The organism is Catellatospora aurea, assembly GCF_042663325.1.
Classification (GTDB): Bacteria; Actinomycetota; Actinomycetes; order Mycobacteriales; family Micromonosporaceae; genus Catellatospora; species Catellatospora aurea.
The window spans coordinates 22593-35089 of the sequence record NZ_JBHTAC010000050.1; the positions used below are offsets into that span (position 1 = coordinate 22593).

Genomic DNA, 12497 nt, shown 5'->3' on the forward strand with positions numbered 1-12497 from the left:
CAGTAATGAAGAAGACGCGGATGGAAAGCACCATCGAAGTAGTCAGCCTTTCGCAGGCGAAGCTCTCGGTCCACATGTCGCTCGGGTCCGAGGTCGACGATGTGCTGCCGGACGGTCGTCCCGCCGCGGAGCGCGGGCACGGAGCGCACGGGGAGCGAGTCCTGCTGCCTTTCCGGCTGTGCGGGTCGGATCGGGCGAGTCTGTCCCCGGCCGTCGACGCCGCCATATCCACCGGCATCGCCGAAGCGGTGCGGGAGCACCAGGTCAGCGTGCGGAACTTCGCGGAAGTCGAGATCGTCGAACTCGACGAGCCTCGTCTCCTCCGGTTCGTCGCTACGGTCGACCTCGCACCGGAATATGCGCTTCCCGATCTGTCCGCCATCGTCGTCGAGGTGGATCCGGTCACGCTGCCTGACGACGAGGTCGATGAGCACATCGAGCGCGTTCGTGCCAGATTCGCCTTCCTGAACGAGGTGTCCAGGCCGGCCGAGGCGGGAGACTTCGTGCGGATGTCTCTCGCCGCGACCGTGGACGGTGCCGACGTCGAGCGAGGTCAGGCTGACGACGTCCTGCACGAGGTCGGGTCAGGTCACCTGCTGCAAGGCTTGGACGAGGCGGTCGTGGGCATGGTTTCGGGGGCTCGCAAAACGATCAAGACGCGGCTTGTGGGCGGCGAGCTCGCCGGTCAGGAGGCCGACCTGGCCATCACCGTGAGCAGCGTGGCGGAGAGGCAACTGCCGCCATTGGACGACCGGTTCGCCGTAGCGGCTACGGGTGCTGACACCGTCGAGGCCCTCCGCGATGCGGTGGCGACACGCCTTACCCGCGCCAGGCGCTCAGGGCAGCTGTACGCCGCGCGCGATCTGGCATTACAGGAGATCGCGCGGATCTGGGGCATGGCGATCCCGGCTGAGATGCTTGAGGAGGCCCTGGCCGACCGAAAGAAGGACCTGGAGGATCAACTCAACGAAGGGGTGTCACTGGCCGAATACTTCAGCGCCGCGGGGACGACTGAGGCCCGCGCCGACGCGGAGTTTCTGGCATGGACACGAAACAGGCTGATGGCCGAGAGCGTCCTTGACGGACTGGTAGACGCGATGGATATCAAGGTGACCGAACGTGAATTCGCGACTCAGGTGATCCAGCAGGCATCCTCCACGCACCTTGACGCCGAGGACGTCATCGAACGGCTGATGGAGAGCGACACTCTGACACCCATGTATACGAAATTGCGGAGGGCCAAGGCTCTCGCGCGGGTTCTGCAGAGCGTCGTCATAAAGGATACGAACGGCCAGGTTATCGACTTTGATGATCTGCGGCCTCGTACGCCCGACATCGGCTGCTCGCACGACGATGCGGAACAACCACGCTGAGTTCATTTCGTCTTGATTGGTGTCGATGCCGCGTGGTGTAGGGCCAGGATGGCTCGCGTGATGGCACCGGTCTTGCCGGCAGTGCAGCGGATCCGGGCCAAGATCTGCCAGCACTTCAACGTGGTGAAGGCGCGCTCGCCCGGAGCACGACGGGCGGCGTGTTCAGGCCTCGGCTGCTGGGATCAGTGGCTTGTTCTTGCCGGCTTTGACAGGGGTGATCACGGCGGGCGCTTCGCCTTGGCAGCCGCGGTCGGCCCACAGCTGCACGTCGTGCCGGAAGGCGGCGTCAACAATGCCGTGCTGCCTGGCGGCGTTCAGGTCGTGGGTTGAGCCGGGCAGCGCCGGAGATCCACAGCAGGTTGCCGGTCTCGTTCGCGCGGGCCTGTAGGTTCGTGCCGCACGTGCGTTTGCGGTGTATCCACCAGCGCTTGTGCAAGCTGGTACACCTGATCCGGAAGCGCCAGAAACCTCAGGTGAACGGTGGAAAGACCCAGGGACCGTCGCACTGTAGGTCAACAACTAAGCTCCTTGAACCGACCGATGGTCAGGCCCAGACCTGTGGGGCCTCGCCCCTACCCGTACTCGTGGAACCGTGCCGGGTCGACAGATCTCGCCGTCGACCCGGCGGATCAGCGTCGCGGTCTACTCACCGGGGTGCAGGACCGTACGGAAGGTCACCGAAACACGGCGGACGCGAAGCATCCTGCCCATCGGTCCGGGGTCGCTCTTGCGCGCGGCGATCGCGTGGCGCCAGGTGTATCGGGCCGGACCGGTCATGAGTAGCAGGCTGCCTGGTGCGATCGGCACTGCGACCTTCGTGCCGTCGGCAGGATTCGTGAAGTCCATGAGACACCACGACCCGAGGGAGACGGCGGCGACCACTGGGCCGAAGCACGGCACGCAGTCGACATGTGCACTGATCCCCTGCCCTGGCTGGTACTCGTTGACGATGACCTGCTCGGCCACCTGGTCCATCAAACCCTCACCCACCAGGCGTATGCTCAGCTCCTCTGCCCATCCCGGGAGCGGCGGAGCGGATGACTGTGGGTCCGCGGCCACGGCGCGGCGGCCGTAGTCGTACCGGTGGCCGTAATGCTGGACGCGCCGTCTCAGCTGCGCTGACCATGGCTCGGAATCAACGCGCTGGAGCAAGGCCCTGCTGGCATCGGCGTTGAGCCAGTCGGCGAGGTATCGCAGTCCCGGCACCGCCGACTCTGTCCGCGACTCGGCGTCGATATCGAGCGCAGGTTGATCGAAGGCTTTTGTTCTCTGTGTAGTGGAGAACCCACCGGGCGTTCGAGGTCTCGCAGGAGCCGGGAATGGCAAGGATCTCGCGCCTCTCGGTTGAGAAGTTGAACGTGTCGGAGATGCACCCCTGGTTGTAGGGGCTTCAGAACGTGAAGTCATTACTGTCCGGCCAGTAGCTGTAGACCCATCGCTGGTTGATCGCACCATCGCATGTGTACTGCTGGACTGTGCGCGAGTCCTGGAGCCGAATGTCGAGGCACTTGTCGTGATCAAAGCTCCGGACCTCGGCCCCGGCCAGCGGCCCCGGCTCAGGCGTCGTGGCCAGCGCCGGGCTGATCATCGATGCGGTCGCGGTCAGTGTCGTCTGTAAGTCTGCGGCCAACTTTCATTGTTTCGCCCTTCCTGCGGCACGACGCGTGCCATCGTCCAGAGTGGCGTGCCGCGTCGGGCCTCGCCGTTCCGCCGTGTTCCATCGATAGGTGGGCGCCTGGTTCTCGACAGTGCCCTGCTGGGGCACCGCTTGCGCAGGGGCTTGACATCGGCGTACTACGTGCTGCGATACTACGTTCAGCGATATAGCGCTGAACGTAGGAAGGGGGCCCCATGTATGGACTTTCCGAGCTCGGCAGGTTCTCCGAACCTGCGGTGCTCATCATGATCAGCCTGGCGGCGGGGCCGAAGCACGGCTACGCCATGCAGGACGACATCGCCGAGCTCGTCGGCGAACGCCCCGGGCCTGGCACCCTGTACGGCGCGATCCGGCGCTTGGAGGAGCACGAATACATCAAGGCGCTACCGGACCAGGACCGTCGTAAGCCGTACCGGCTCACCGATATCGGCCGCGCGGCCCTGAACGTGGAGCTGCAACGGATGCGCGCGGTTGCCGGTACAGGTCTGCGCCGGCTGGCGGTGGCCTGATGTCGCCACGGCTTGTTCGCGGGGTGCTGGCGGTGTACCCGCGCTCGATCCGCGAACGCTACGGCGACGAGGTCGCCGACATGCTCGTCCACTCACCCCGACCCGCGCGTGATCTGGCCGACGTGGCCTGGTGCGCGCTGTCCGACCGACTTTCTCAGAGACCGGAGACGATGACCATGGCCGAAGCACGATCGCGCACCTTTACGCTGGCCACCATCATGGCCGCACCGGTTGTCTTCGGCGCCGCGCTACTGGTTGCGCTGTCCGCCGTGATCATGGTGTTCAACAATGTCGACCCGGGTGCCGGCTATCAGACGGTGGCAATCGCCAGCGCGGCGATGCTGGTTCCGGTGGCGCTCCTGGCGCTGTGGTGGGGACGGCGAATGGGGCGCACCAGGCTCATCGCGGCGCCTGGCCTGGTGGTACCCCTCGCCCTGGCTGCTGCGGTCACCCTTGTCTGGACCGTGCCCTCCATCCCGATGGCGGGCGAGTCGCTGGGCGAAAGCCTGCTGGCCACAATTCCCGCCACAGCGACCTGGTGCCTCGGCCTGATGGGCTTGATCACGGTGCGGGCGAAGCTTCGTGAAGGCGGCCGCCTGATGGCCGTCCTGGTCACGGCGTTCGGTGGCTTGATGGTCCTGGAGCTCAGCACCATTGCGAATGTTCTCTCGGTGTTGGACGCACACGCCGCGCCGCGGAAAGACGCGCTGTGGTGGTACCCGGCAACGATCAGCGGATACGACCCGGGGCTGGTATTCGGAACCAACGACATGCTCCACGACGCGGTGGGAGTACTGCCTGCCGTTTTGACCCTGTGCACCGTGTTCTCGCTGAGCCTGATCGACGCTGCGGACTGGGCCGGCAACCGCGCGCCTGATGTCGCGTTCGCGCAAAACCCTGTGTGACGGTATCGATGGATGGTCGGCGGGTGTGCCGGCGGTGCGCACGGCACACCCGCCGACCAGGCGTTGGCGACGATTTCGGCAGAGCGCTCACCTGCGTTCCGCGCCCCCTACGCTGCCGTGCCACCGAGATCGAACGCTGACCCGTGCCGAAGCCCCAGTTCGCTTCGCTGCGGCAGGTGGTCGGCAATCCCACGCGACTGCAACACCACCTCACGCTGCCGCCGGAAGCCCAGCGGCTTACCCGTGGCCGGATGCTGCCTCAGCTGCGGCCCGGACTCGATCAAGGAAGAGAAGGATGTCATCCCTCAAGTCAGGCGGCCGCCGTGTACGCGGTCTTATGGTTACCGCGTTGGCGGTCTCGCTGCTCGCGGCTGGTACGGGAACGGGTGGTGCGACGGCCGCATCACCGCCCGCCGCGAGCGCGCCGCTGGGCCGGCCGGCGGCGGCCCAGCCGCGCACGGTCACGTTGGTCACCGGTGACCAGGTCACGTCATATGGCAGCGGCCATATCGCGGTGGCGCCGCGCGACGGCGTGCGTTTTCTCCGTTATGCCGTTGCGGATCACCGGTACGTGATTCCATCTGATGCGCTGCCCTTGCTGCGCTCGGATCGGCTCGATCGGCGCCTGTTCGACGTCACCGCATTGCTGGAAGCGGGCTACGACAAGCACGCAAGCCTTGGGCTGGTCGTCTCCGGTGTCACCGGCGACAGCGCCGCCGCACCCAGAGAGCTGAAGTCCATCCGCAAACTCGCCGCAGTGCGTGGTTACACCGCTAAGGTGGGCAAGGAGAAGCTGGCCGCCTATTGGAAGTCGCTGACCAGCTCAGTCGCGGTGAAGTCCGGCAGCCAGGGGAAGGTGTGGCTGGACGGCCTGCGTAAGCCCACGCTGGATGCGAGCACGGCGCAGATCGGCGCCCCGAGCGCGTGGTCGGCTGGGTTCGACGGCACCGGGGTCACCGTCAGCGGTGCTGGACACGGGAATCGACACCACTCATCCGGACTTGACGGGCAAGGTCACCTCGCGCCGTAACCTCGCCGCTGAGGCAGACGACGCGCTCGACCATGTGGGTCACGGCACGCACGTCGCGTCCACGATCGCCGGCAGCGGCGCCGCGTCCGGCGGCAAGTACAAGGGCGTTGCCCCAGGTGCCAGCCTGCTCGACGGTAAAGTGTGCGCTGTTGGCGGGTGCAGGGAGTCGTGGATCCTGGCTGGGATGCAATGGGCCGCCGAGTCCGGCGCTGACGTGGTCAACATGAGCCTGGGCAGCACCGACGGCCCTGGGGCAGACCCCTGGAACAGGCCGTCAACGACCTGACCGCACAGTACGGCGCCTTGTTCGTCATCTCGGCCGGCAACGCCGGGGCGGCAGACTCAACCGTAGGCTCCCCGGCGAGCGCCGACGCCGCCCTGGCGGTAGGCGCGGTCACCAAGACGGATGAACTGGCCGACTTCTCCAGCCGCGGTCCGCGGGTGGGTGACGCGGCTTTGAAGCCTGAGATCACCGCACCTGGCGTCGACATCACAGCGGCCAGAGGAAGAGACGGTTCGTCCGGCGAGCCAGGGGAGTCGTACACGGCGATGTCGGGCACGTCGATGGCGGCGCCACACGTGGCAGGCGCGGCCGCTGTCCTCACCCAACGCCATCCGCAGTGGACCCCGCACCAGCGCAAGTCGGCGCTGATCGCGTCCGCGAACCCGAACCCGACCATCGGTGTCTACGCTCAGGGTGCCGGCCGAGTCGACGTTGCCCGAGCGGTCACACAGACGGTGACCACGAGCCCAGCCACGGTCAGCTTCGGCCGCCAGCAGTGGCCGCATGATGACGACCAGGTGCTGACCCGGACCGTCACCTACCGCCGACTCCGACGCCACCCGTATCGACAGGCTCACCATCGATGTCTCCCATGACGACGGCCGGACGTGGATGCGGGCGAAGGTGATCACGGTTGTCGGGCACAGGTTCCTCCTAGTGCGACACCCGCGTCAGTCAGGATTCGTTTCGCTGCGAGCCCACGCTCTGGACGCCTCCGGAAACACCGTCGATCAAACCATTATCCGGGCATACGAAATCCGCCAGTGACCCTGCGAACGTCTACGTTGGGGTGGATCGCTCCACCCCAACGCAGACTCGGCCTTCGGTGCGGCGGTCAGCATCAGCCGTACGCCCTCCCGGCATGAAGTCATCCAAGCAACGAGACGCCCTCACGGCGCACCCCATTCTCCGCGACTAGAGTCAGCACCCCAGGTGTGCCTTCCCGACCGACGCGCCAGCATCGGCCTTGCTGGAGGCTCAACCGGTCATCGGGACCTCGTCGCCGACCACCAGGACGAGGTCAAGAAAGAAGTGCCTGATTGTGGTTACCGCCGCATTGGTGGATCTCGCACTGGCCTCAGATCCAAGCCATCCTCGTCCGACTCATCGGTACATGCCCGACCTGCGAAACCCGGTTCCCTCAACGGAAGCCACGCGCGGGCTGAAATCATGACAAAGTCCTACTGGGGTCCCGAGAGTTGCGTGCGGCACACATGCTCGTCGCGCTCGCCGTCGGTGGGCTCGCCATGGTCGTCGACCTCCCAGGTGTGGACACTCGTTCGCAGAGCAACCTCGCCCTCGGCGGGCTTCGCCCGGTGCTGCAGCCGGGGCCTCCAGGCCTGGAGTGACGGCCAGTCGCCCACAGTCCTGGTTCCATCTCGTCGATCATGAATCGGGTTGTCGGGGGGCCACGGCCCGTGAGTGCCCCCGAAATGCCGAGTGGGCTGCGCTGGAGCCGTTGTTGCCAGCGCAGCCCACTCGCGGCGGGCATTGCGTGACCACGGCAGGCCATCCACGCGGTTTGATAGACCAGGTGCACCGGGTCGGCGCAACGCGATCTTCCTGAACGGAGGCTGGCGGCAGCGGAGCCTTCAGTGTGGCTTCAGCCCATCGTGTCAGGGTGGATGGCCAAGCGCCGGGCAACTGGTTAGTGAGTGATGTAGGAGAGTCATGGTTCCTGACTGGCTAGCGGATCATGCGCTTCCCCCAGAGGGCACAGTCGAGGAGTTGCTTGCGGCAGCCCAGTCCTTGATCCCGCTAGATCTGCTCTCTGAGAGCGGGCTAGGTGAAGAGCTGACCGAGTGCGCAAGGTTCGCCTATCTTCATTTGTGGATGAATGGCCTGCAGGACGTGGGCTGGTTCGCGCAGGAGACTGGTCGGGACATGGAGCTGCCGAGAGAGTTCTGGTTGAGGCTGGCTGCGGCGGCGTTCGGCATGGGTCTTCCGGAGTTCGTGCCATATTGCCTAGGCAAGGCACAAGGCCGCCCCCGTAGAGACATTCCCGATCTGATCGCGGCACTGGCCACGATGCCGTTGGCGTTGGGCCCGGCGTGGCCGCGGGAGGCTGGCGAGCTGCGGTTGCAGTGCGACCGAGCGGCGAATCTGCTCCGCATGACTGATTCACAACTGCATTCACTGCTCATGGTCGGCGAGGTGCAGCCGCTGAGTGTCCAGCTGACCGCCACAGGCTTTCCGGAGTCCATCGACGAGGTGCTTTCTGAATCATTCGACGACTTGTTCGCGCTGGTAACCTCCCCGGCATTTCCGGAAAGGTGTGCGGAGCATGCCTGGGCGGTGATCGCGACAAACCGATTCAGGGTGGCGCTGAGCAGCGGAAGTTTTCCCGGTACTTGTGCAGTCGTTTGGTGGCGGGCGGGTTGATGCCGCAGCACTGCTGCTGGTGCTCGGAACCGCCCTGGACTGCGGTGCCGCGCACTGCTGCCGTCCAAGGCGCGTGTCGGCGCTTGGTTCAACTCGCTGTGGAGCTCATGCCTTTCCGCATAGTCGATCTCGTCGGCCACAAGGATGCCACCGGGCTGACTCGGGCTGCTGCGGACCTGCAGTGCTCCGCATGGTGCTGCTGCCGCCCAGGGCGAAGAATAGAACGACCTGTCGGAACCGGCGACCCTCACCCCGACCTGACGGTGTGTAGTCAGGCGGCTGCGATGCAGTGATGGCCTCTGTCCACCTGGTGACATTGTCTCTTCTGCGCGGTGCTCGCAGTAGTGACCGCGGGCCCTCGCCGCTGAACAATCCGATCAACTTCGCCGCAGCCAGCGGCGTTGATTGTGAGGAGCTGCACACGATGTGGTCACCCCTGGGCCGCGCCACCGCCGCCGGCGGTATGGCGGCCGTACTCACCTTCACCGCGGTCAGCCCGGCGCAGCAGACCGCTGCCGCCGCGACGACCGCGCCCGACCGGACCGCGGCGATCCCGTCGGCCGGTGCCCAGAGCGTCACCCTGATAACCGGCGACGTCGTCACGCTGATCGATGCCGGCGGGGGCCGGTCCACCGCCACGGTGCGCCCGGCGCCCGGCCGGGAACGGATCACCTTCCATACGCTGGAGGTCGACGGCGGCCTGCGCGTGTTGCCATCCGATGCGGTGCCCTACGTGGTCTCGGGCGCGCTCGACGCCGACCTTTTCGACGTCGAGGACCTGCTCGCGGACGGATACGGGGACACCTCCGCGACCGGCCTGCCCCTGATCGTGCGCTACGCGGACGGCATGGCGGCTAAGCAGGCAAGGGCAGGCATCACCGCCGTGCGCGACCTGCCGAGCATCGGCGGTGTGGCGGTGACTGCGAGCCCGGCGGGCCTTGCCGAGTTCTGGCGTGCCAACGCGCCCGCGGCTGACACGGCGGGCAGCGTGCGGGATCGCGCGGCGCAGGGCGGACGCCTCGGCGGCGGCATCGAGCGGATCTGGCTGGACGGCCGCGTCGAGGCCGACCTGGACCGCAGCGTCGCGCAGATCGGCGCGCCCGACGCCTGGGCCGCCGGCTACGACGGCAAGGGCATTGACGTGGCGATCCTGGACACCGGCGTCGACGCGAACCACCCCGACCTGGCCGGCCGCATCGGGCAGGCCCGCAACTTCACCAACAGCCCCGACGCCGTCGACCGGCACGGGCACGGCACGCACGTCGCCGCGACCGTCGGTGGCTCCGGCGCGGCCTCGGGCGGCACCCGCAAGGGCGTCGCGCCCGGGGCGAACCTGCTGGTGGGCAAGGTGCTCAGCGACGGCGGCTTCGGCTTTGAGTCCTGGATCATCGCAGGTATGGAGTGGGCGGTGGAGCAGGGCGCCGAGGTGGTGAACCTGAGCCTGGGCAGTGAGGCCACCGACGGCCAGGACCCGATGAGCCTGGCGGTGGACCGGTTGACCGCCGCCAGCGGCTCGCTGTTCGTGATTGCGGCAGGCAACCAGGGTGCCGAATACAGTGTGGGTTCTCCCGGCGCGGCGGCGTCGGCGCTGACAGTCGGGGCTGTCGACCGCAACGAGAACCTGGCCAACTTCTCCAGTCGCGGTCCGCGCGTCGGCGACGAGGGCCTCAAGCCCGAGATCACCGCGCCGGGTGTCGGCATCGTGGCGGCCCGCGCGGCAGGCACGTCCATGGGCTCCGTGGTCGACGCAAACCACACGTCCGCTTCCGGCACCTCGATGGCCAGTCCGCATGTGGCCGGCGCGGCCGCGCTTCTTGCCCAGGCCCATCCGGGCTGGAAGGCCGGACAGTTGAAGAACGCTCTGGTCAGCACTGCTCGCGCCAACGCGTCGCTTACAGTGTACGAACAGGGCGCGGGCCGGGTCGACGTGTCCCGGGCCGTCACGCAGACCGTGTACGGCACCGCCACCGCCGACTTCGGTCTGGTCATCGACGCCCCGTCGGCACCGCCGCTGACGCGGACGCTGACGTTCACCAATACCGGCAGTGCCCCGGTCACCCTCGACCTTGCGGTCGAACTGCGCAACCTCGATCGGGATGTGGCCGAGACAGACGGGCTGACCGTGGGCGCGAGCCAGGTGACGGTCCCGGCGAACGGCACCGCCGAGGTGACCGCCACCCTCGACCCGGCCAAGCTGGAACGGGGTGCCCACAGCGGCGTCATCACCGCGACCGGCCCCGGCGGCGTCGCCCTGCGCACCGCGGTCGGCATCACCCTGGCCGGACAGAAGCACACCGTCACGCTGCGCGCTGTCGACCTGGACGGCAAGCCCACCGGTGTGTCGCTGGCGATGTTGCACAGCGAGGGCAGGCGATCCGACACCATCACGTTCTTCTACGAGGATGGCATCGACGTGCAGGTCGAAGAGGGTTCATACCTGCTGCACGGCCTGGTCGACTACGGGCGGCCCATCGAGCGGTACACCCTCGTCACCGACCCGGAGCTCAAGGTCGACCGCGACATGACCGTCGTGCTGGACGCCCGCAAGGGCACCCCGATCCGCATCGAGACGCCCAAGCCGGCCGAGCAGCAGACCGCCTTCAGCTACTACGTACATCGTGTGTTCCCCAACGGCCGCAGCATCAGCCACGGAACGATGCACCTCAGCGACATCGAGCAGGTGAGCGTGACGCCGACGAAACCCGTCCGGGCGGGCACGTACGAGTTCTCGTCCCGCTGGCAGCTGGTTGCGCCGCGGGTGCAGACCAAGGTCGACGGTGTCGACGGCCCACTCGACATCAACCTGCTGCACCAGTCACCCGGCTACAGCGGACCGCGGCGGCTCAAACTGGTCCGGGCGGGCACCGGCACGCCGGACGAACTCGCTGCGGCGCGGGTACGCGACGCGGTGGCACTGGTCGAGGCGGCGCCTGACCGCACCGAGCAGGAGCAGACCGCGGCGGCGGCGGCCGCGGGAGCCGTGGCGATCGTGATCGTCGTGCCCGCGGGCATTTCGGCGTGGACGGGATGGAATCCGCTGGGTGCGCGCGAGCCGATCCCGGCCATGTTCGTCGCGAACGACGACGGGCAGCGTTTGCTTGCCCGCGCCGGACGGCCCGGAGCGACGATCGAGCTGACCGTCAACCTCGTGAGCCCTTACCTGTACGACGTCTTCCACGTGGAGAACGGGCGCGTCCCGCAGCGGATCGTGCACCGGGTGACAACCGCGAACTCGATGCGGATCGACACCAGCTACGTGCACAACGGCGGCGAGCCGTGGACGCGGGAGCAGCGGTTCGCGTGGCGGCCGTGGCAGACGTTCTCCTGGAACGACACCACGCGTTTCGTGCCGACACCGTCGGTGCGTGAGGAGTGGGTGTCGGCCGGCGACGCGGTGTGGCACCACCGGGTGCACCAGGAATATGAGCTGATCACCGGGGACATCCTGGTCGGCGGCATCACCGACCTGCCACGCAGTTACCGGCCGGGCAAAGCGCGGGAGACCTGGTTCGGGCCGGTCGTCCGCCCCGCGGCGGCGAACGGTCTGGTCTCCACACGTCTGGGCGACAAGCTGTCGCTGCGGGTGCCCGAGTTCGTCGACGCCGCCGGCCATGGCGGGTTCCGCAACTTCACCGACCAGGTCGCAGCCAAGCTGTGGCGCGACGGGACGCTGGTCGCGGAGTTGCCCGACGCCATGCGGGACGTGGCGGTGCCGGCCGGAGCAGCCGACTACCGGCTCCAGCTGACCACGGCACGGCCGGTGGCGGAGTGGGCGCGGGCCACGCACACCGACACGGTGTGGGACTTCCGGTCCGCGACGGTGTCCGGTGACAAGGGCAGGCCGCTGGCGCTGCTCCAGGTCGACTACCGGGTGCCGGCCGACCTCAACGGCTCGGTCGGCGGGCGGCCGCACACCGTCGGGATCGGGCTGCGCCACCAGGCGGGGCTGCCCGCGCCGCGGCACACGACGCTGGTCGTCGAGGTGTCGTTCGACGAGGGCAAGAGCTGGCGGGCGGTGCGGGTGACGGGACGCGGCGACGCCTACACGGCGCACATTCCGGCGGGGACTGGCCATGTGTCCTTGCGTACCCGGGCCACCGACGGCGTGGGCAACACGGTCACCCAGACCGTCGTACGCGCCTACGACCTGCGCTGACAGAACGGATGGGCGTCCTTCCCGCGGGGGAAGGACGCCCATCCGTTTCTGAGAAGGCTCCTCGCTGAGCGTGGCCGGTCGGATCGACCGTGAAACCTCCGCCCAGAGGGTGGCCCGTGCGCCATACAGACCTGTTCCCGCAGCCAGTCCACCGTCTGACAGCTATCTCGTACACCCACTGCCGTCCCTGCTGACATGGGAA

Annotated in this window: 8 protein-coding genes and 1 pseudogene; 8 read left to right on the forward strand and 1 reads right to left on the reverse strand. The window is 67.5% G+C overall.

Annotation, left to right across the window (positions count from 1 at the left end):
- Positions 1 to 5 precede the first annotated feature (5 nt).
- Both tig and ACFQO7_RS31975 read left to right on the forward strand, forming a co-directional pair.
- On the forward strand, positions 6 to 1373 hold the full coding sequence (gene tig, locus ACFQO7_RS31970) for a trigger factor (protein WP_376809872.1): 1368 nt from the start codon (positions 6 to 8) through the stop codon (positions 1371 to 1373).
- A gap of 57 nt (positions 1374 to 1430) precedes the next feature.
- Positions 1431 to 1703, forward strand: coding sequence for a hypothetical protein (locus tag ACFQO7_RS31975; RefSeq protein ID WP_376809873.1), 273 nt, complete (start codon positions 1431 to 1433; stop codon positions 1701 to 1703).
- Positions 1704 to 2015: 312 nt separating this feature from the next.
- Here the strand turns inward: ACFQO7_RS31975 and ACFQO7_RS31980 are convergent, their stop codons facing one another.
- A complete protein-coding gene (locus tag ACFQO7_RS31980; RefSeq protein ID WP_376809874.1) occupies positions 2016 to 2828 on the reverse strand; it encodes an alpha-ketoglutarate-dependent dioxygenase AlkB in 813 nt (270 codons plus the stop codon).
- A 447-nt stretch (positions 2829 to 3275) separates the two neighbouring features.
- On the opposite strand from ACFQO7_RS31980, the gene ACFQO7_RS31985 reads away from it, so the two are divergent.
- From ACFQO7_RS31985 to ACFQO7_RS32005, 6 genes and pseudogenes are all read left to right on the forward strand, one after another.
- Positions 3276 to 3539, forward strand: a complete 264-nt coding sequence (locus tag ACFQO7_RS31985; protein WP_376809875.1) for a PadR family transcriptional regulator — start codon at positions 3276 to 3278, stop codon at positions 3537 to 3539.
- A complete protein-coding gene (locus ACFQO7_RS31990; protein ID WP_376809876.1) occupies positions 3539 to 4444 on the forward strand; it encodes a hypothetical protein in 906 nt (301 codons plus the stop codon). The genes ACFQO7_RS31985 and ACFQO7_RS31990 overlap by 1 nt, the downstream gene beginning before the upstream one ends.
- Positions 4445 to 4793: 349 nt before the next feature.
- Positions 4794 to 5474: a hypothetical protein gene (locus ACFQO7_RS37780; protein ID WP_417281909.1), complete on the forward strand. Its 681-nt coding sequence runs from the start codon at positions 4794 to 4796 to the stop codon at positions 5472 to 5474.
- Positions 5410 to 6320, forward strand: a pseudogene (locus ACFQO7_RS37785) (S8 family serine peptidase); the annotation flags it as partial. The gene ACFQO7_RS37780 and the pseudogene ACFQO7_RS37785, both read left to right, overlap by 65 nt.
- A 1108-nt stretch (positions 6321 to 7428) precedes the next feature.
- Positions 7429 to 8139 carry a hypothetical protein gene (locus ACFQO7_RS32000; protein ID WP_376809877.1) on the forward strand — a complete coding sequence of 237 codons (711 nt, stop codon included), beginning with the start codon at positions 7429 to 7431 and terminating at the stop codon, positions 8137 to 8139.
- 424 nt (positions 8140 to 8563) lie between these two features.
- Entirely contained in the window at positions 8564 to 12295 is a 3732-nt protein-coding gene (locus tag ACFQO7_RS32005) for a S8 family peptidase (RefSeq protein ID WP_376809878.1), read from the forward strand.
- The last annotated feature ends 202 nt before the right edge of the window (positions 12296 to 12497 follow it).

Excerpts from the sequence above, each read along its gene's own strand:
- tig (WP_376809872.1), top strand. The coding sequence starts at position 6 with ATGAAGAAGACGCGGATGGAAAGCACCATCGAAGTAGTCAGCCTTTCG.
- ACFQO7_RS31980 (WP_376809874.1), bottom strand. The coding sequence starts at position 2,828 with ATGGTGCGATCAACCAGCGATGGGTCTACAGCTACTGGCCGGACAGTA.
- ACFQO7_RS31985 (WP_376809875.1), top strand. The coding sequence starts at position 3,276 with ATGATCAGCCTGGCGGCGGGGCCGAAGCACGGCTACGCCATGCAGGAC.
- ACFQO7_RS31990 (WP_376809876.1), top strand. The coding sequence starts at position 3,539 with ATGTCGCCACGGCTTGTTCGCGGGGTGCTGGCGGTGTACCCGCGCTCG.
- ACFQO7_RS32000 (WP_376809877.1), top strand. The coding sequence starts at position 7,429 with ATGGTTCCTGACTGGCTAGCGGATCATGCGCTTCCCCCAGAGGGCACA.
- ACFQO7_RS32005 (WP_376809878.1), top strand. The coding sequence starts at position 8,564 with ATGTGGTCACCCCTGGGCCGCGCCACCGCCGCCGGCGGTATGGCGGCC.